Source organism: Metabacillus hrfriensis (genome assembly GCF_030127205.1).
GTDB lineage: Bacteria > Bacillota > Bacilli > Bacillales > Bacillaceae > Bacillus_P > Bacillus_P dongyingensis.
In genome coordinates, this window is sequence record NZ_CP126116.1 from 2,332,610 (window position 1) to 2,352,983 (window position 20,374).

The 20,374-nt window shown below is 37.3% G+C and carries 22 protein-coding genes; 20 read left to right on the forward strand and 2 right to left on the reverse strand.

Translation table 11 applies throughout. The features are described from left to right. Positions 1-140 precede the first annotated feature (140 nt). Positions 141-563 carry a hypothetical protein gene (locus QLQ22_RS11595; protein ID WP_223442575.1) on the reverse strand — a complete coding sequence of 141 codons (423 nt, stop codon included), beginning with the start codon at positions 561-563 and terminating at the stop codon, positions 141-143. Positions 564-1,566: 1,003 nt separating this feature from the next. Between QLQ22_RS11595 and QLQ22_RS11600 the strand changes: the two genes are divergently transcribed. The 18 genes from QLQ22_RS11600 to QLQ22_RS11680 all read left to right on the forward strand — a co-directional run bounded on the left by QLQ22_RS11600 (position 1,567) and on the right by QLQ22_RS11680 (position 18,604). Next, a complete protein-coding gene (locus QLQ22_RS11600; RefSeq protein WP_223442576.1) occupies positions 1,567-2,577 on the forward strand; it encodes a LacI family DNA-binding transcriptional regulator in 1,011 nt (336 codons plus the stop codon). Between the two features lie 122 nt (positions 2,578-2,699). After that, positions 2,700-3,464, forward strand: a complete 765-nt coding sequence (locus QLQ22_RS11605) for a sugar phosphate isomerase/epimerase family protein (protein WP_284016650.1) — start codon at positions 2,700-2,702, stop codon at positions 3,462-3,464. Positions 3,465-3,497: 33 nt separating this feature from the next. Beyond that, entirely contained in the window at positions 3,498-4,793 is a 1,296-nt protein-coding gene (locus QLQ22_RS11610; RefSeq protein ID WP_284016651.1) for an ABC transporter substrate-binding protein, read from the forward strand. A gap of 69 nt (positions 4,794-4,862) precedes the next feature. Further along, positions 4,863-5,810, forward strand: coding sequence for a carbohydrate ABC transporter permease (locus QLQ22_RS11615; protein WP_284016652.1), 948 nt, complete (start codon positions 4,863-4,865; stop codon positions 5,808-5,810). Beyond that, positions 5,807-6,628: a carbohydrate ABC transporter permease gene (locus tag QLQ22_RS11620; protein WP_223442582.1), complete on the forward strand. Its 822-nt coding sequence runs from the start codon at positions 5,807-5,809 to the stop codon at positions 6,626-6,628. Before QLQ22_RS11615 ends, QLQ22_RS11620 begins: the two co-directional genes overlap by 4 nt. Positions 6,629-6,647: 19 nt before the next feature. Further along, complete coding sequence (locus QLQ22_RS11625; RefSeq protein ID WP_349654974.1) at positions 6,648-7,484, forward strand: Gfo/Idh/MocA family protein; 837 nt, start codon at positions 6,648-6,650, stop codon at positions 7,482-7,484. Between the two features lie 251 nt (positions 7,485-7,735). Next, on the forward strand, positions 7,736-8,017 hold the full coding sequence (locus QLQ22_RS11630; RefSeq protein WP_338037040.1) for a Gfo/Idh/MocA family oxidoreductase: 282 nt from the start codon (positions 7,736-7,738) through the stop codon (positions 8,015-8,017). Between the two features lie 558 nt (positions 8,018-8,575). Further along, complete coding sequence (locus QLQ22_RS11635) at positions 8,576-9,253, forward strand: GNAT family N-acetyltransferase (protein ID WP_284016653.1); 678 nt, start codon at positions 8,576-8,578, stop codon at positions 9,251-9,253. Between the two features lie 390 nt (positions 9,254-9,643). Beyond that, positions 9,644-9,871, forward strand: a complete 228-nt coding sequence (locus QLQ22_RS11640; RefSeq protein WP_223442589.1) for a hypothetical protein — start codon at positions 9,644-9,646, stop codon at positions 9,869-9,871. Between the two features lie 151 nt (positions 9,872-10,022). Next, positions 10,023-10,778, forward strand: coding sequence for an ABC transporter ATP-binding protein (locus tag QLQ22_RS11645; protein WP_223442592.1), 756 nt, complete (start codon positions 10,023-10,025; stop codon positions 10,776-10,778). Then, a complete protein-coding gene (locus QLQ22_RS11650; protein WP_284016654.1) occupies positions 10,753-12,234 on the forward strand; it encodes a hypothetical protein in 1,482 nt (493 codons plus the stop codon). The genes QLQ22_RS11645 and QLQ22_RS11650 overlap by 26 nt, the downstream gene beginning before the upstream one ends. Next, positions 12,224-13,126, forward strand: coding sequence for a PqqD family peptide modification chaperone (locus QLQ22_RS11655; RefSeq protein ID WP_223442598.1), 903 nt, complete (start codon positions 12,224-12,226; stop codon positions 13,124-13,126). The genes QLQ22_RS11650 and QLQ22_RS11655 overlap by 11 nt, the downstream gene beginning before the upstream one ends. 23 nt (positions 13,127-13,149) lie before the next feature. Continuing rightward, a complete protein-coding gene (locus tag QLQ22_RS11660; RefSeq protein WP_223442601.1) occupies positions 13,150-13,431 on the forward strand; it encodes a hypothetical protein in 282 nt (93 codons plus the stop codon). Continuing rightward, complete coding sequence (locus QLQ22_RS11665; RefSeq protein WP_223442605.1) at positions 13,421-14,035, forward strand: DsbA family protein; 615 nt, start codon at positions 13,421-13,423, stop codon at positions 14,033-14,035. The genes QLQ22_RS11660 and QLQ22_RS11665 overlap by 11 nt, the downstream gene beginning before the upstream one ends. Before the next feature lie 19 nt (positions 14,036-14,054). Further along, positions 14,055-14,477: a vitamin K epoxide reductase family protein gene (locus QLQ22_RS25140; protein ID WP_423246257.1), complete on the forward strand. Its 423-nt coding sequence runs from the start codon at positions 14,055-14,057 to the stop codon at positions 14,475-14,477. A 332-nt stretch (positions 14,478-14,809) separates the two neighbouring features. Beyond that, positions 14,810-16,264 (forward strand): spore germination protein, encoded by a 1,455-nt coding sequence (locus QLQ22_RS11670; protein WP_223442609.1) that lies wholly within the window; start codon positions 14,810-14,812, stop codon positions 16,262-16,264. A 43-nt stretch (positions 16,265-16,307) separates the two neighbouring features. Continuing rightward, the gene (locus QLQ22_RS11675) at positions 16,308-17,483 is read left to right on the forward strand and encodes a Ger(x)C family spore germination protein (RefSeq protein WP_252208645.1); all 1,176 of its coding nucleotides are present in this window, start codon (positions 16,308-16,310) and stop codon (positions 17,481-17,483) included. Positions 17,484-17,500: 17 nt separating this feature from the next. Beyond that, positions 17,501-18,604, forward strand: coding sequence for a GerAB/ArcD/ProY family transporter (locus QLQ22_RS11680; protein WP_252208646.1), 1,104 nt, complete (start codon positions 17,501-17,503; stop codon positions 18,602-18,604). Between the two features lie 12 nt (positions 18,605-18,616). Here the strand turns inward: QLQ22_RS11680 and QLQ22_RS25245 are convergent, their stop codons facing one another. After that, positions 18,617-18,829: a YczF family membrane protein gene (locus tag QLQ22_RS25245; protein WP_476703494.1), complete on the reverse strand. Its 213-nt coding sequence runs from the start codon at positions 18,827-18,829 to the stop codon at positions 18,617-18,619. Between the two features lie 357 nt (positions 18,830-19,186). On the opposite strand from QLQ22_RS25245, the gene QLQ22_RS11685 reads away from it, so the two are divergent. Together QLQ22_RS11685 and QLQ22_RS11690 are read left to right on the forward strand one after the other, a co-directional pair. Next, positions 19,187-19,507 carry an ArsR/SmtB family transcription factor gene (locus tag QLQ22_RS11685; RefSeq protein ID WP_148359539.1) on the forward strand — a complete coding sequence of 107 codons (321 nt, stop codon included), beginning with the start codon at positions 19,187-19,189 and terminating at the stop codon, positions 19,505-19,507. A 94-nt stretch (positions 19,508-19,601) separates the two neighbouring features. Beyond that, positions 19,602-20,018: an SRPBCC family protein gene (locus QLQ22_RS11690; RefSeq protein WP_349654977.1), complete on the forward strand. Its 417-nt coding sequence runs from the start codon at positions 19,602-19,604 to the stop codon at positions 20,016-20,018. Positions 20,019-20,374: the final 356 nt, after the last annotated feature.

The window sequence follows — 20,374 nt, forward strand, 5'->3', positions numbered from 1 at the left end:
CAAACTAACAATACTTACAATTACTAGAATATAAAAATGGCGAATCGGGTTCGTTTACGAGAAAATTAAAACAACCTTAGTCATGTGTTGGCTATATCTGACTAAGGTTATAATCTCTTTGATAATGGTAAGGCGGTATGTTACTTATCGTCAGCCTTGACAAAGTCTTCATGACGGAAAAACATGGTAGGTTCATGGAATTGTAAATTTATATCTGAACCTACTACACTAACTTCAACATCTTTTTCGTTCTCTTTTATTTTGCCGATAACAGTAACTCTGTAAATATTTCTTATTGCAACATCAACAAATACTTGACGACATGATTGACTGCCCAAAACGATATCTTCATCACAGATTACTATTTCAGGAGTTTCATTTGACACTACGCATCTTGCACCTGACGGAAATAGTGGTTGAGTAGGTGCAGGACATTCCTGAACTACTACTCTAACATCTTTAACCTTATCTGTATGGTTCTTTAAAGTGATAATTAGACGCGAAGGACTGCCACCGGGAAAAGATACTGGAACACGAAATGGACCGGTTGTTATACTAGACATGAGATTGCCTCCTTTCTTTGAATATATAATAAGATATGTATTCTTCATTTGAATTGAAATGGACAAAGGCTTATTTCGTGAAACCTAGGCGGTATAAGAAAATGCAGATTTAATAGCTTCGGGTGCTTATCTTCTATAAGAAAAGATAATAATCTTCCATAATCGGAGGCGATTGCTTAACAAAGTGTCGCCTCTTCTTTTTAAGGTAAAGGGCTTGATTGTTGAATAAGAATAGACCTAATTTGATATAAGTAGTAATTGGAGATGACAACTAAGTATCTCTCAAGATCGAGTTGAAAATTATGATATAGAATTTGAAACTAAGATAATAGAACTTGGAAGGAAGTTAATGAGTTCAATAATATGGGTAGAAAATAACTCATAGAGTTAAGGATCTTCAACAAACGGGCGCGTTTACAAAATTAATAAAGTATTTATAATCAATAAACATTAGCTAAATATAATTATGTTAACTTTAAATTGTAACGATGAAGACAACAATATTCTATTGAAGATAGGGTGTGTTAGATAAAATGGTTACTAAAGTGGGCATAAGTTTTTTACTTTTAATGGTGCATTTCTACTTGCTATGAGTAGCATCTGAAAATTTTTTCTTTTTATATTGTATTACAATTAAACATAGAATCAGATGTCAGCAAAAATAATGCTGGCTTTTTTATTGTGCAGAACTAGATGGAACTACTCAATAACGTAACGAGAACGTTCTCTCTTCTTTTTAAGTAAAGGGCAGATTAGATGTGCGAAATGTTTCTAGCTTAAACAGAGGATGGCCACATTCCTCTGGTAAAGGGTAGATAGTTCCTATGGAACTAAAGGATTATATAGAAGAAAAAAATGAGGGGGTAACCCCCCTGAAGAGGAAATACGGACTATATTAATAGTTTTTTAATGAATTATCTTTAAATTCTGACAGTTTATGTTATACTCTATGTAACCGGTTACATTTTATAGATTCAATTTCAGTAGTATAGGGGATGCACCAATGGTAAAGATGAACGATGTTGCAGAGAGAGCAAATGTTTCAAAAGCTACGGTTTCGAGGGTGCTGAGGAACCCAGAAACGGTGAAGAAGGCTACGCGGGATAAGGTGTTGGCGATCATTGAGCAGCTGAATTATCAACCGAATATTTTGGCACGGCATTTCAGAAGAAGTGAGACCAATACGATCCTGGTCGTTGTTCCGAACATCATGAATACGGTGTTTTCTCATATTCTTGGCGGGATTGAGCATGCCGCAGGAGAGAATGGTTACCGTGTGTTGCTCGCAAACACAAATCAACAGGTGGAAAAGGAATATGAATACCTTGATCACCTAAAACAGCGCCAGGTGGACGGAATGATTTTGCTGTCTGCCCGAATGGATAAAGGAATCATAGCTGAAGTGATGAAACAGTATCCGGTCGTTCTTACGGCGGACTATCTCGAAGGCATCGCCATTCCAACTGTCAGCATTGATAATGTGAGCAGCGCTCGAACGGCAACTGAGCATCTCATCAAACTAGGTCACTCCCGAGTCGCTCATATCACAGGCCCACTTCATCTTCAGGTGAGCCAGGACCGTCTGAAAGGGTATCGTCAGGCACTTTTGCAAAATAACCTGGATGTGGATAATATCTTAATACAGGAGGGAGATTTCTCCCATGAATCCGGCTACAACCAGATGACCAAGATGTTGGCGCTGGAACATCCGCCGACTGCTGTATTTTCTGCGAATGATGAAATGGCAACAGGCGTGATCAAGGCGGCGAAAGATTACGGTCTTTCGGCTCCTGAGGATCTTGCAGTTGTGGGATTTGATAATATTAAGCTTTCAGCTATTTATGATCCAGGAATAACCACAATAGCTCAGCCGATGTTTGAGATGGGCAAAAAAGCAGCTGAACTGTTGCTTCATCAGATTACTGGAGTTGAGATGACAAAAAGGCAATATGTACTAGAGAGCGAATTGATTATTCGTGATTCATGCGGTGCAAAACTTCTAAATGATGATTAATATTGTAATCGGTTTCATTTTTCGAAAACTGAATAACTTTTGAAATAGAGGGTTTGAGGTTAATTGAAAATGTAACTGATTACATTTAATAAAATAATAGTTTTAGAAGAGGAGAGGTTGAAATGTCAAAACGCATACCTGTGGCACTGCAAATGTACACGCTGCGAAATGAAACAGAAAAAGATTTTATTGGGACGCTGAAAAAGGTTGCTAATATCGGATACGATGGCGTTGAGTTCGCCGGATATGGCGGACTGGAAGCATCAGAGCTGAAAAAGGCGCTGGATGATTTCGGACTTAAGCCAGCATCAAGCCATATTCCCTTAGAGACATTGGAGTTGGATTTGAATTCTGTCATAGAATATCAGCACGTCATTGGAAACAAATACATTGTCTGTCCGTTCCTCCCGCCAGAGCGGCGAAGTGAGCAGGATTACCGTGAACTTGTATCCATCCTGAATTCCATTGGTGAAACATGTCATAAAGAAGGATTATCGTTCGCCTATCATAACCATGATTTTGAACTTCAGCCTTTGTCTGATGGCAGAAAGCCACTTGAACTGCTGCTTGAAGAAACAAATCATGATTGGGTGAAAGCGGAGTTTGATGTGTACTGGCTGACCAAATCAGGAGAAGACCCAGTGAAGTGGCTGGAAAAATATCAGGGAAGAACACCACTTGTTCATTTGAAAGATATGACCACCGAAGGCGAACAGTTCTTTGCGGAGCTTGGTACAGGCGGCGTGAATCTGGAAGCAATTTTAAACAAAGGAGAATCATCCAAAGTGAATTGGTGGATTGTAGAGCAAGATCAGAGCCGACGCTCACCGCTTGATAGCATCGAAATAAGTTTTCAATACCTCACAAAGAACTACATAAAGGTGTAACCGCTATTTTAAATGAGAAAAGAGGGGATAGCTGTGAAAAGAGTAGTGTTGACGTTAAGTATTGTTGCGGTTATGTTGTTATCCGCATGCGGTTTAAACGGCAGGGGTGCGAAGGAATCGTCAGTAAATGAATCAGGTTCCAAAGGGAAACAGACGCTAGAGTTCTGGCAGATTGATCCGGGAGAGAAAGAAAAAGTGTACAAGGAAGCCGTGGAGCGTTTTGAAAAAGAGCATCCGGACGTTAAAGTGAAAATGCTGCAGATTCCAAACGATGCCTACAAACAGAAGCTCTCCGTTGCCATGTCTGGCGACCGTGCTCCAGACGTATTTGTAAGCTGGGGCGGAGGCTGGCTGAAGAATTTTGTAGATCAAGATAAGGTGCTTGACATTACTGCCGATACTGACAAAGATCATTTCAACAAACTGGCTCTGGACAATTCAACGTATGATAACAAAGTGTTCGGATTGCCGCTCGGCTTATCCATTGATGTTGTATTCTTCAACAAAGACATTTTCAAGAAATACGGGTTAACCCCTCCAGAGACATACGATGAGTGGCTTAAGATTGTTGATACCCTCAACAAAAATGACATCATTCCAATTGCGTTGGCGAATAAAACTAAGTGGCCAGGTGCGTACTATTTGATGAACTTTGCGAGCCGTATAGGCGGCCCTGAGCTATTTGACAGTGCGTTCCACCGGACTGGAAAAGGCTTTGATGATCCGGCTTATTTGAAAGCGGGAGAACTTATTCAGGAAATGGTAAAAATGAAAGCGTTTAACTCAGGCTTTAATGGTCTTCCTTACGATGAAGGACAAGGGCGCCAGCTCATGTATTCCGGCAAGGCTGCGATGACCGATATGACCATTTCGTTTGTGAACAACATGAAAGAAGAAGCTCCTGATTTTGAAAGTAAGCTGGATTTCTTTGTATTCCCGACAGTGGATGGCGGCAAAGGCGATCAAACCCATCTTGGCGCATCAGCGAGTCCGGTATGGTCTGTTGCAAAAAACAGCAAAAACCAGAAGCTGGCAATTGAACTTGCCAAGGAGCTGAGCAGCACGGAAACCGCCCAGCAGTATGTTGACCGCACTGGTTCATTAACAGCGGTGGACAATGTCGTTCCAACAGATCCATTCACTAAACGTTTTTACGATGTGGTAAAAAATGCTACCCACCTTCAGATGCCATATGACCAGACACTTCCACCAGAGCTTGCAGAGCTCCACAAAGATACAACGCAAGCAGTGTTCGGTCTTGATATGACCCCGGAAGAAGCAGCGGAAAAAATGGAGCAAAAAGCCAAGGAAGATCTGAAGAAGGAGTAATTGCTGAGGTGCCAAAGGGGCTATGACCCCTTTGATCCTTTCATTTGTTAAACGTTGAGGAGGGATGACGTGGAAACGCAATTAAAAGGAATACCAACGGCGAAGAAGGTTGTGCAGCCGGCTGTGAGACCAAAGAGTAAATCATTGAACAAGTTTGTAACCATCAGTCTGTTTCTAGCTCCGGCAATTATCATTTATGTCATTTATGTTCTGTACCCGATTTTCTCGACCTTGCTCTACAGTTTTTACGAGTGGGACGGTGTGGGTGCGGGCACATATGTTGGACTGCAGAACTATGTCAATTTATTGAGTGACAGCATTTTTTGGACGTCATTGACGAATAACACTTGGGTCGTGCTGACCTCAGTTTTTGTACAGATTCCTCTTGGACTGATTATGGCGCTTATGCTGCTTGCACCAATCCGAGGCATCCGGCTGTTCAGCAGTGTTTACTTTTTTCCATTCTTAATCTCCACTGTGGCAGTTGGACTCCTATGGGTGCTCATGCTTGATCCGTTGAATGGAATCATTAACCAGCTCGTGAGTTTTTTAGGTTTTGAAAACGTTGAATGGCTGAGCAAATCCCGTACGGCCATGTTTGCGGTTTTACTTGTTATCGTATGGCAGTTTTCTCCGTTTTATATGATTCTGTTTAAAGCAGCAATCGTTGGTATTCCGGAAGAGCTTTATGAAGCAGCAGAGATCGATGGTGCGAATGCGTTCACGAAGTTTTTCCGTATCACCTTTCCGCTGTTAATGCCTACGATTATCAGTTCTTCCATCTTGGCGATTGTCGGATCGCTCAAGGCGTTTGATATTTTCTATGTTATGACGGGTGGCGGACCAAACCACGGAACTGAGCTGCTTGGAACATACATGTTCAAGCAGGCATTTGTGAACTTTAACATGGGATATGCCAGTGCAATAGGGTTTGTCATGTTTTTCCTTGCGATGATAGTGACCATCATCATTCAGGCACTTGATTTTTACCGGAAGAAGAAAGGAGCCTATGCATGAATTTAGCGATAAAAAAAATCCCTCTGTACGTGATTGCCATTATTCTTCTTGTGTTTACAGGCTTTCCTTTTCTTTATATGATTTCGACCAGTTTAAAAAGCCGAACAGAGTTCTTCGAAAAACCGTATTCTCTTTTTTCTTCCTTTACCCTTGAAAACTATAAGAGTGTATTTGAAATGGGACTGTCCCGTTATTTTCTAAACAGCATCCTCGTGTCAGTAGTAGCTGTATTTGCAGTAATGCTGATCGCTGCATTGGCGAGTTATCCTTTAAGCAGGATGAAATTCAAGTTGAATCGCGTCGTGTTCCTGCTTTTTATTGCCGGCATGATGCTTCCAATCCATGCGACCTTAATTCCTATCTTTAAGCTTTCAGAAAGCATGGGGATGTACGACACAATCTGGGCGCTGCTTGGTCCATATATTGCATTCAGTCTTCCAATTTCCATCTTTATTCTGACGCAATTCATGCAAGAGATTCCGGTGTCCCTAGAGGAAGCTGCAAAAATTGACGGCTGCAATCACTTCGGCATTTTCTGGCGTGTGATTTTGCCGATGCTTACACCGGCGTTAATGACCGTTTTAATCTATAACTTTATTCATTTATGGAATGAATTTATATTTGCGCTTGTGCTGATCTCAAGTCCGGAAAACATGACCTTGCCACTCGGTTTACAGGATTTTAAAGGAGAATTTTCCGTTAATATTCCGGGCTTAATGGCCGCACTTACACTGGCAAGTCTGCCTATCCTTGTCGTCTATCTTTTTTCGCAGGAAAAAGTGGTGAAAGGCTTGGCTGGAGGAGCAGTAAAAGAGTAATAGGCAGGAGAGTGACACCTTGAAAAAAATAAACATTGGATTGATTGGCTGTGGTGTAATCAGTGATATTTATTTAACAAACTGCAGTCGTTTCGAGCATTTAGATGTCATTGCTGTTGCCGATTTGGAACGCGGGCGGGCGGAACAGAAGGCGGAGGAACATGGCATTCCTTATGTACTCTCGGTTGATGAATTAATCTGTCATGAGGAAATTGATATTGTACTGAACTTAACACCACCTGGCGGACATTATACATTGTGTCTACAGGCCTTGAAAGCTGGGAGGCATGTCTATGTGGAAAAACCGCTCAGCGCTTCTATTCAAGAAGGTAAAGAATTGTTGGCTACAGCCAAAAAGAATGGCTTATTGATAGGTGCAGCGCCTGACACGTTTCTAGGAGCAGGACTTCAGACGTGCCGGACGCTCATTGAGAAAGGTGCAATCGGCCAGCCAGTTGCAGCTACCGCTTTTATGCTTAAGAGAGGACCGGAGAACTGGCATCCGAATCCTGCGTTCTTTTATCAATTTGGCGGAGGTCCGATGTATGACATGGGTCCTTACTACTTAACGGCATTTATTTCTCTTATGGGCCCGGTTAAGCGGGTTACCGCTTCTGCCGGCATTCCCTTTTTAGAACGAACGATTATGACGGGAGAGGATGCAGGAAAGAAAATACCAGTTCAGACACCGACCCATATTTCTGGGAATGTGGAGTTCAAAAGCGGAGCGATCGGCACCATCATCACAAGCTTTAATGTGCTGGCCACACAAACGCCGTTTATTGAAATCTACGGAACGGAAGGGATCGATTTCTGTTCCGGATCCGAACACGTTTGCTGGGCCGGTAAAGCTTAACCGTAAAGGAACGGATCAGTGGGTAGAGCAAGAGCTGGTTTCCAAAGCAGTTGAGAACCTGCGTGGCCTAGGGATTGAAGACATGGCAGATGCTATATTGAATAGACGGCACCACCGTGCGTCGGGAGATCTAGCTTTTCATGTACTTGAAATCATGCATGGTTTTCAAAGTCGGCTTCTCTTGGCAGGCATTATGAAATGCAAAATTCATACATCTGTCCTGAATTGCAGGAGGAGACAACTCCACCTTAATTTATGGTGAGAAAGGAATGCTTCGTTTAGAGGATGATCCTGCCTATTCGCTCGTCGCTCAATACAAAACTGGTGAAGTTGTCAACTGCGCACTAGAATGGATAGAGTCCAACAGAAAAGGCGGCCAGACAAAGTCACATGTCATCGATCACTTTGTGGACTGTATTCTGAATGGAGAGACGCCAATAATTACGAGTGAAGAAGGAATGAGGTCGCAGGATGTCATCTTGGCTGCGGTCGAGTCGAATACGACAAAGCTAATTGTGAAGGTGGGAGTCTAGCAAAAGGAAGGCTATGATATTTTAAATAGGGAAAAGCGGCCTGCATGAGAATATGCGGGCCTTATCTTTCGTTTTTAATGATATCAATAAACTCTGCTAATTCTTTCTGTGTCATTCCTTTATCTTTTTTATCAGGCGCAGAAATAACAGTCCATTGACCTTATAATACGAAAGGGCAGGATTGTTGAAGAAGCTCATTGGTACAGGCGGTTTTATTTTTGAAAGATTTACCTATCTTTAGTGTTCTATCATTAACCTTAGACATATTCATATGGTATTTAATTTTCGTTATGATCAAAATGGAAATCATATTAGCAATTATATTAATTCAACTCATTGTTTCTGTGATTGGACTTTTTAGAAGAGGTGAGAATAAAATTCTTATTTCGTTAGGCATTTTGTTAAGCGTCTTGCCTGTTGTAACTTACGTTTATTTCAATGTTAATCAGCAGCAATGAGAGGATCAAAATTAGCTCGACAAATGGTGTCGATTACAGCACAAGGTAATAGTCCTTTTGGATAGACTTGAGCAACATTTTGAAAATAGGGGGACAAAGATTGTATAAAGACTATGAACTTATGGAAATACAGACAGAAGTCTTATTTAAAATTGATCATTTAAAGAGAATAACAGAAATAAATGAGTCAACCGATTTAATAGCACCTTTCCTCTTTTTGGGTCGTACAAAAGAAGGCAACGTCATTCGGTTCAACAAAACTTTTCCGGAACATCATAAAATAAAGATATTTGAAGTAGTAAATAACAATCAAAATAACATAGAGCTTGGGAACTTAATTATGAATGTAAGTAAGTTAAAACAGATAAATAAGATATGGATGGGTCCTGCCTATGTTTTCCCTGAAAATTTTAATATGACTTCAAATGCAATTAAAATAACGAACGATAATAAAGAGTTATTGCGAATGGGATTCCCAAATCTTATTCAGCATTTTGAAAAGAGACAGCCCGTTTATGCCATTATTCAGAACGGAATAGCAGTTTCTGTCTGCTGCAGTGCAAGAAAGAGTTCAAGAGGTGCTGAGGCAAGCGTAGAAACTTTGGATTCTTATGAAGGTTGTGGATATGGGACAAGTAGTGTAATTGCCTGGGCAAACGAAATTAGAAAAGCAGCTTTATATCCACTTTATAGTACAGCTTGGGATAACTTCTCTTCGCAAACTATTGCGAAGAAATTAAACCTATACAAGTATGGGGTAGATCTGCACATAAGTTAGTTTCCTTGTTCAATATTAGGGGCTTATGCTTCAAAAGGGAAACCAAAGATAAAAGAAATTAGTAGAACTCATCAAAAAAGAAGACCTTGCTCATATGAGTTAAGGCTGAGAAGAGCAGCTGTTTCACTCAACTAAATCATAAGGTTTGGTAAAGCTGAAGCGGATTTATACATCAAAAAGAAATAATTATTTATCATTTAAGAGTAAATAATACCCAATAATGAAAAGATTCAAAATTATTATCTGGTTAAATGGAATAGTTTTCCGTAGGTAATTATCCTTAAAATGGTAATAATGGATAGATAAATATTTCCAATTTTAGTAGAGTGTAGAAGTACCCTCTTGCAAATAAAGGTACATATATTTTATGAAGAGAAGGGAGGTAATCTTTTGGAACTTACAAGCTATGCATCTCCTAAAATGGAGATGGACAATACGCAAACGGTTGAAGATCTAGTAGCATTCTTTATTGTAGCTGGTTATGTATTATTAGCGCTTGGAGCCACACTGATTCTAGGTGCAATTGCATGGTGCTTTATGTACGCGCGCAGCAGCTTCGAAGGAACGCTTGAGCAAGTAGAAGGCGGAGGCTGGAAATTCAGAATAGGATGTAAATAGTTGCAAAAAGGGGGGAGACAAATCAACAATTCGACCTGGTGTTTTGTCACCCTCTCTTTACACCTTTATCAATTACTAACATCTTATTTACAATTTAGAGTTATATTATAACAATTTTATTAAATAAAATCCAGTAAAGAGGTTGAAAAGAGTGATAGACATCTTAAAGGTAGACAATATTTCCAAAGTTTACAATAAAAAGGTTATAGCTGTTGATCAGGTATCTTTTCAGGTGAAAACTGGTGAAATTTATGGATTAATTGGTCCAAATGGTTCAGGAAAAACGACTACAATAAATATGATAACCAATTTTTCTAAGGCGGATACCGGTGAAATAACAATAAATGGATTAAAAGGTTCTTCTTTAGCCGCAAGAAGCCAATTTGGTTATGTTCCAGACGAATTATTAATTCCAGAAACATTAACAGGATTTGAATACTTGTCCTTTATGATGAAGATGTATGAAGTTGATGATGATTATGCAATGAAAGAATTGGTGAAGATATTCAGAATTGAAGATGCAATGCACTCATTGATAGGGGGATATTCTCATGGAATGAAGAAAAAACTGCAATTTATAGCAGCTATTCTTCATCAGCCTAAGCTGCTGATTCTAGATGAACCTTTTAGGGGATTAGATCCTGAGGCAGTGATTATCTTTAAAAAGCTTTTGGGGCATTACAGGGCGAAGAATACAGCTATTCTTATTGCCACACATGATCTGCTTTCTGCTCAATCTCTGTGTGATAAGGTTGGAATTATCTCAAAAGCCGAACTGGTGGAAGATGGGAAAATTAAGGATTTATTACGCAAGTATTCAATGAATCAACTTGAAGATGTATTCATGGCAGCTTCAGGTTTATCAGAAAGAGGAATCGAAATTGATAAAGTCATTGGAAATCTCTAAGATTATCTACCTAACTTGGAAAAATCATTATAAACAGCTGATCGTTCAAAATCCTTTCTTGAAGATTATTATTCCAATGACAGCCATTCTATTATTTGCACTTTTACTTTTATTAACAAAACAGGCTTTATATCCATTTATAGAATCATTTGGATTAACGGATCCAAGGATGATTCCCGTTATTTTTGTTGCCTTATTCATTAATCTATCTTTGCTAACAAGCATTTCCCTTAATATGCTGCTGCTTATTTCTCCTGAACGTAATAATATTGAACTCAGTATGCTATGGCTGCCTTTAACTGCTTTTCAAAGAAAAGCGGGATACTACCTTCCGTTGCTTATCATAGTAACCTTTCTTTTATCCGTTTTTTATGTGCCAATTCTTTTAACTATGACTTTAGCGCTGAAATTTACATTTTTGCAAACAATTGTGTTATTTGGCAGCATGTTTTTGCAGATTACCATGATTCTCTTTACAACATTAATTGTTTTTGAAGGTGTGAATTATCTGACAGGCCACTTGCTGAATCTTCCATTTAACAGGGCGCTTAGTGTGTCATCAGCAGGGTTTGCCATTTTAGGAATCTTATTTTTGACTCTTGATTTGAATATGTTCCAAAGTTTATACGTAAACATGGAGTACAACTTTTTATATCTAATGCTTATAAATCTGACTATTGTTTCAAATCTTTTCGGTGATTTTCAAGCAGGTTATGTGGTCATGGTCCATTTATTGGCCCTATTTATCTTTCTAGTGTTTCTCTGCTGTGTACTGTTGCCTTCTTCCTTAAAAGATTCATCTGGGATTGCATTTCTTAAACGTCTTCCTTTCTCAAAAAACAAGTTTCTCTCATTTGTTGTGAAAGAATTCAAGGAAACCATCAGAAACTCTGAAAATATCTTATATGTTATCGTTTTGTCAACAATTAGTCTGTTTCTCGCATTCGTCCTGGATCTCAGCAGCTACTATGTTCTTTTGCCCATTCCAATTTGGATCATGAGCAGCTTCTTGAGCTACAGCTCTTATGGAAGAGAACAAAAGACATTTTTAATGTGGAACGCAATTCCTTATTCTTCGAAAAAATGGATATATGCAAAGCTGATTGCTAATATGTTTCTTTCTATCGGGCTAGCAACGATCCTGTTTATTGTTTTTAAAATGTCATATCCTTTACCTATACTTGAGTTTTATAAATATTTGCCGATCGGCATATTGGTTACGACTGCGGCTTATATGATTGGTGTCATTTTTCCCTACTCACCAAAACATCCTTATTCTACAGCATTTACCGCAGTAGGTGGAAGTCTGATTGCATTGCCTGCATTCCTGCTTATTTATAAGGGACTCGAATACGTCCCCCAATCAATTTATCAATATATCATTCTTTTTCTAATTGCAGTCTTTAGTTTATCTTTATATGTTATTGATGGGTGGAAGAGAAAATATGCTGACTAATAAAAGCATTCCAGCGTTTCCTGTTGATGTCGTGCTAAAGGAGAATTGTATTGAAGATTTAGGTTTGGAGAAACAGCATAAAATTGACCGTATGGCTTTTTATATGCTCTCCAAGATAGATGGCAAGAAGACAATTGAGGATCTGATTGAGGAAATTCATGATCATTTTTCTGATGTAAAGAAAAAACAAATTGAAAAAGACTTGATGAATGTGTTCAGCCTGCTCGAACAGCATCATCTTATAAATTTTTCCAATAAACTGCAAGATACACTTTTGTCTTACTTTGTGACATTAACAAATCGAAAATATATTCCATCTGCTAAACGATATAACATCCAAACCCTTTCATTTCCTGCAATGGTTTTGTTTGTTTTAGTAAGGTGTGCAGCTCAGCTCCTCCCTCTTATGGTAATAGTTACGCTGTTAAGCTCCATTCCATTTATAGTAAGCAAAGAAGCTGAAGCGATGACTGTGATTTTTTATAGCCTTTGCATATTTTTTGCTATCGCGGTAAGCATCAGTATCCATGAAACCTCACATCTTTACTTTTTGAGGCGCAGCCTGCAAAAAAATTCAATTGGCTTTTTAAAGATTGGATTTATGAGTTTTAAGATCATTCGTCCTGCGGTAAATGAACAGCTTATTGTGGCCGTCAGCGGACCAATGATAACCGGAGGTTTCGGAATAGCTGGGGCCTGGGCATGTTTGATGATTTCTGATCCGTTTTTCCATTTAGTGGGTTTGGTTTGTTCTGGCATTTTTTTGCTTCATTTGTTAAATTTGCTGCCTTTCTTTAATGACGGAAGTAAATTGTATAATGAAATTTTTGATCAGCATAACAAAAGTACATCGCCTCCTTCTAAACTCAGAAAAAAACGCTACTCATTTTAGTTATACGAAACGGGGAAATAGATATGAAGATGTATACGAAAGTTTTATTTTCAGCTGTAATAGTTTCACTCATACTAATGGCTATTTTCTTTACAGTTATTACGCTATATTCTCTTTTTACATTTCAATCATTCAGTCTAGGTGATTTCTATAAATTAGAAATTACTAAAGAGCCTGCAAGCTTTAATTTGGAAGCCTCAGAGGGAATGATATACCTGTTTGGAATCACAACCTTGTTTTTCATCATCCTGTTTTCTATCTCCCAAATGATTAAATCGAGAATGGCTAATGCAAATGAAAAATAGAAAGATAATAGCATGTCTGGTAATCATTACAATTCTCTTGTTTATAGCAGGAGTTGGCAACCTATTAATGTCTTCAAATTCTTCGGTAGCTTCAACTAAAATAAGTAGTGAAGAATTAATTGAAAATGGGTATGCTTTCGGTGACTCGGATGCCCCAATAACATTGATAGAATATACAAATTTTCAATGTACATACTGCAAAGAGCAGCATTCAGAACTTAATGAGGAAGTGGAAAGACTAATTAACGATGGAAAGCTTTACTATCTGATGAAGCATGTATCTATTGAAGCTTATAAAAATGCTGAAATTGTAAATGAAAGAGTCAATGCTATTTCAGATAAGGACAGCCAGCTCAGTGTAATAAATAGGGTGTTTAAAGAACAGGAACAATGGAGTGAAAAAAATGCAGGTGAACTTGAAAGGTATTTTGAGAACGCAAATCTCCAAGAAAAGAATCCTGTCAAGATTAAAGGGAAATTGGAATCTGAAGTGAAAAAACTCGGAATTACATCAACTCCGACAACTATTATTAATGGACAAAAGTTTCAAGGGACATTAAAAAAAGAGGAGTTTCTCAAGTACATTGAAACAGAATTGGAATAATCTTAAAGGTTTGTTTCTCTTGTTTCTAGTTATCGGGTTTTGTGTTAGTACATATCTTTATCTTAGCAGTTTACTGAATGTCCCAATTGCCTGTCCTATAATTGATAGCACCAGCTGCATGAAAGTGAATGAAAGTCCTTATAGCAGGTTTCATGGAATGCCTGTATCGCTTCTGGGGATAATTGGCTATTCCATGCTATTAATAAATTTACCTTTGATTGATAAACGATGGGGGTTTTTATCCTTCTGCCTAATGATAATGAGTGCATTAGCATTTAGCGTGTACCTTATGACTGTCAGTATTTTTGTAATCAAAGCGCTCTGTATATGGTGTGCTGTTTCTGCTGGGATCATTTGTATAATTGCTGGATTATGCATATGGAATATCTTGAGCTGTTGGGCTGACTATTTTCCATTACTCAAACATACGGATGATGCATAAAACGTTCATGTAACCACAGTCCATGTCACTGTGGTTTTTATTATTTTACAGCTTGCTATCATTGCCCAGTAAGGCTTTAAAAAGTGCTCATCTTCAACAATCGGGCATTTAATGGAATAAGATGTTGCTTAGAACCCCATTTTTATACAGCTCTCAGGCACATATGGAGTACCCTCAAGTGTGAAAATCAGGTGGAAATTTAAATTTCTATGACTTATCTCAAAAATATTCGTAATCCCTCTCCTCTTAAAATCTAAATCATAATTAAGATTATTCCGGGAAACATAATAATGTTCTAACATGTATGGCATTTCATCTAAAGGGGATTTATCGTGTTCCGAAAAAATAATAATATTATTCCAATAAGCGAGAATGTAGATGAAAACATCAAAACCCTAGAAAATGAATTCGGAAACAGTGCCGATTTATCTATTAGAAAACTCAATTTTTCCACTAATATAAATGTATCCATCATACATATTGAAGGTATCGTAGACGAACAAAGCATGAATGAAAATGTGATTAAGCCAATTATACAACTTCTTAAAGAAATCGAGTCTGCCAATACTACAAAAGACTTGGCAGATCATATCATTCAAATTATATCTGCAGCCTCCATCACTATTATTTTAGACTGGTCTGAACTCTTAGATCGTATTTTGGCCGGATGTACAGTGATTTTGATAAATGGCTGCTCAAAGGCAATAGCTGTTGGTACACAAAAAATTCAATCTCGTTCTATTACTGAACCAACTACCCAAACAGTAATTAAAGGACCGAAGGATAGCTTTACAGAGAATATAAGTACAAACATTTCATTAGTTCGTGCTCGAATTCAAAATTCTAAATTAAGGCTTGAACGTACAAAAGTAGGAAGTGTGACAAAAACGGATATTGGCATTATGTATATTGAGGGAATTGCGGATAAGAACATGGTTATAGAAGCTGTGTCTAGGATAAAGAAGATTGAGATAGACGGCATACTTGATTCCAATTATATAGAAGAGGTAGTCCGAGACAACAGAAAAACAATTTTTCCTCTTCTGCAAAATTCTGAGAGGCCGGATACTGTTGTTGCGAATTTATTAGAAGGCAGAATTGTTATTCTCATACAAGGAACACCATTTGTCTTAATTTTACCGGTCTATTTCATCCAGTTTTTTCAATCACCAGAAGATTATTATGAAAACAATATTTTTAGTTCTTTTTTACGATTAATTCGAATTGGCTCATTTTTTGTGAATATGTACGCGTCTGCTATCTATTTAGCTTTAATTACACACCATCATGGATTAATCCCCACTACATTAATGGTTTCGTTAATGGCCCAAAGAGAAAGGGTTCCTTTTCCGGCAATCGTTGAATTAATAATAATGGAACTTGCATTTGAAGTGCTAAGAGAGGCTGGAGTACGTATGCCTAGAGCAATTGGTCCTGCTGTTTCCATTGTAGGAGCACTCATTTTAGGTCAAGCAGCGGTTGAGGCTGGATTTGTTTCTGCTGCAATTGTTATCATTGTAGCCACTTCTGCCATTAGTAGCTTTACGATTCCGAATACAAGTATTGTAAATGTTGCGAGAGGGCTGCGTTTTATAATTATTTTCAGCTCTGCTTTTATTGGTTTTTATGGAATTTTACTAATTTCATTATGTATTTTACTGCATATATGTAGTTTACGATCGTTAGGTGTACCTTATTTCGCTCCTTTTGCACCTTTAAGAATAGGTGGACAAAGAGATGGTTTAATTCGTTTTCCAATCTTTTCGCGCTTAAGAAATCACCGGTAAATAAATCAAATGAAACTCGAGTGAATATAAGAAGGGATCAAAAATGAAGAAAATCTACACAATGCTTTTATGTATGATGTTGCTTACTGGATGTTCCAACTATAGAGAATTAAATGAATTAGGTCTGATTATTGCTATGGGAATCGATCATTCTCAGGAAAATAATAATGGTTACAGGGTTACCTATCAAGTGGTAAACCCCAGTCAATTCTCTTCAACAGGTGCTGCAAATGGAATACCGGTTATTAATTATTCGGTAGAAGCTAAATCTATATATGAAGCATATCGTTTGGCAACTACGATCATACCGAGAGAAAATAACATCTCACATCTATCTCTAATAGTTATTGGTGAAGAGGTGGCGAGAGACGGACTGAATTTATTATTTGATGCGTTTGAAAGAGGGGAAAATGCAAGAACGTATATGCCGGTTTTTATTGCAAGAGGTTCGTCTGCTGAAGACATTTTAGGGGTAATTGAACCTATTGAGTCAAATCCAACAAAAAGCATCATTAGTACAAGTGAAAACAATCAAAAAATGTATGGGGTTGCAAAGGTCATGCCTGTATATGAAGTCATTTCTGCTTTATCCAGTGAAGGAACAAACCTTCTATTAACTGGGATTAAATTAAATAAGGAACTAAAATCGAGAAACCAAACTGAAAATTTACAAGATATAGAACCATCTATTATAGAAATTAATGGTTTAGCGATTTTTAATAAAGATAAATTAATGAATTGGTACGATAGAGAAATGGCTCGTACTGCTCATTTAATTCTATCAGAAGTAGACAGTACGTCGTTTCCCATATCCTGTGATGGAAATAAGCACATTACATTTACAGCCAAAGGAATTAAGAGTACGATTAAAACTGTTATAAAACCTAGTCCAGCTTTACAAGTTAACGTAACAATAAACGGTGAAATCGGTGAAACAAATTGCAATATTGATATTAGTAAAACAAAAGTGCTGAAAAAATTGGAAAGTGATTTGGAAAAAGAAGTTATAAACCAAATAAAACAAACCATTCAATTCGCACAAGAGGCTGAATCAGATGTTTTTGGGTTTGGAAATAAACTATCAAAGGAAAATCCTGAATATTGGAAAAAACATAAAAAAGAGTGGGACAAAATATTCGCTAATGCAGGTGTCGATGTTCATGTGAATACTTCTATATATAATTCAGGAATGTTAACGGATCCCTATGAAACAAAATAACAAAGAGGTGATTTGTTTTGTCCAAAATAAAAATTGATGGCATTCAATTATTCTGTATTATGGTTCTTTTCATGTTTGGGACAGCGGTTTTTTTAGATTTAGGCAGTGGAGCAAAACAAGATGCGTGGATCGTAACTCTAATCTCACCTTTTGCAGGGTTGATCTTGTTTACAGTTTATGTACAACTCCACAAGCGTTTTCCAGATTTACCCTTAACGGAATATGTTAGGAAGATATGGGGGAAATATATTGGAGGCATAATAGGTTACTTTTATATCATTTATTTTATTTATATCGCATCAAGAGTTTTACGAGACTTTGAGGAATTATTAATTAGTGCGCCATACAATAATACTTCGATTATTACAATTGGTATTTGTATGACGTTTGTCTTAATCTACTCAGTGAATTTAGGTATAGAAGTATTCACAAGGGCAGCTTGTATATGTTTTATTATGGTTGCTTTCACTTTATTTATATTAAATATCTTTTATGTAATAGGTGATTTAATCCATTTTGAAAATGTAAAACCCATTCTTGCAGACGGATGGAAACCGATACTAAAGGAATTAATACCGTTAAATATAACGGTTCCTTATGGGGAATTAATTATTCTCTCTATGATATTTCCTTATATAAATAAACAAACGAAATTAATAAAGGTTGGAAGTATGGCGGTTGTATTCGTGGGTTTGTATTTAACATTAAACACACTTTTATTAATTTGCATACTGGGTACTGACGTCCAATCAAGATCTGCATTTCCTGCCCTTACAGCAGTTAGCTATATAAATATTGCGGGATTTATCCAGCGATTAGATACTTTTGTCATTCTATTAGTTGTGATCTTAGCATTTATAAAAGTATCAATATTTTTCTTTTGTGCAGTCATTGGAATGAACAACTTGTTCAAATTAAAACCCAGTTTGTTTTCTACTTATTTTGTAGGAGCAATCATTTATATATCGTCAATTATCATTGCACCTAGTTACCAAAACCATTTAGATGAAGGGCTAAAAAAAGTTCCTTATCTTCTTCATATACCTTTTCAAATAGTTATCCCGGCACTATTATTAATTACAGTTTTTATAAAAGGAAAAATAAAACAAGTTCCTTCATAAAATCAATGGAGGTTATTTCTTACCGCGTACATGGTACCAAAATAATCGCAGAAATATAGCAATAAAAATCGAGATAAGAAAATAATCTTCACCTCTTGCTACTTTCAAAATTTTTTTAAGACTAAACCAAGATACATATATATCATTACCTTGTACTATGTCCAGAAAGACAATAAGAACGAAAGTACTAATCAATATGGAGATAAGAATGCCTAACGCAAGCATATGAATCACCCTCAAGCTTTTATGTATTTGTAAATAGGAAATCTAAAAGAATTTATGATCACATGTTTACTTGAATATGTTTAACATGTTTTATCATTCATAACCAATATCTAAGTCGTTTTATCCATTATGAAAATAAACTTCTATAACTCCGAAAAACGACAATACAAAAGAAGACACATCTCATTCGTTTTAAAATAATGAAGAGAGCCGCAAAATATAGAAAAGACCGATTCACCTCCCCTTGCTATACTAAGTTAGAGATAAATATTTTCTTCAATATTACTTGACGGGAATATTCCTGTTCGTTTATATTTTAATCAAAGGAATATAATTCTAATATATCGTGGTGTAAAGATGAATACTACATTATTAAGTGCTCTTGCCGAGCCAAATCGATTAAGGATTGTTGAACTCCTTAGAGACGGACCTCTCACCGTGGGAGAAATTGCAGACCGACTTCAGATTCGCCAGCCATTGGCATCTAAACATCTAAGTGTGCTTTATAAATCAGGGGTGGTGGAATTTTATGCGGAAGCAAATCGTCGAATTTATAAGCTTCGTTCAGAACCCTTTAAGGCATTAAACATTTGGTTGGAGCAGTATCGTGAAATATGGGAAGAAAAACTCGACAGCTTGGAACTTTATCTGAAGGAGTTACAAAATAAAAAACAATAATTGGAGGAATAAAATGTTTACAAAAACCGAAATCACCCGTAGTTTCAACGCTCCTCGTGAGCTTGTATTTAAGGCATTTACCGAATAAGAACATCTGCAGAACTGGTGGTGCCCAAAAGGATGGGCTTTTAATATTTCTAAGTTTGAACTTCGCCAGGATGGTGTCTTCCATTACAGTCAGATATCTCCTGACGGTAATGGAATGTGGGTCAAATTTGTATATCATGAAGTAAATGCTCCAGAGAAACTCGTTTACACCTCTTTCTTTTCTGATGAAAATGGTAACATCGTACGTGCTCCTTTTAATGACAACTGGCCATTGGAAATTCTCAATACTTTTACATTCACCGAGCATGAAGGTAAAACAATTCTTACGATGATTGGGGCACCTGTATCCCCAACTGAGGAGGAAATGAAAACTTACGAGGAGTTGCAAGAAATGGTTCAGGAGGGCTTTTCAGGAACCTTCGTTCAACTGGCTGTTTACCTCTCAAATATTTCAGAAAACTGATATAGGTCGACGACGAACAAAAGAACAATGACACTGTTAATAGCAGTGTTCTCATTGTTCTTGGTAATTATTTATTTTTACTGAATTTTAAACGAACGAGTGCTTTAGTTGAACATAAAAAAGTGATTATTTAAGAATGAGGATAATTTTATGTTATTCCATTAAAAGTCGCAATTCACAAATAGTGGATCGTGTCCTTTATTCTACAATCGGGGGCGATTGCTACATAATGCGATCACTCTTTATAGTTGAAAAAGGTACAAAGTCTTTTTCGATTTTAATTTAGATATAGAGGTTGATTATTATGGCTTTGCGAATGATTTTAAATTCAATTGCAGTGGGTTTGTTGCTTTTTT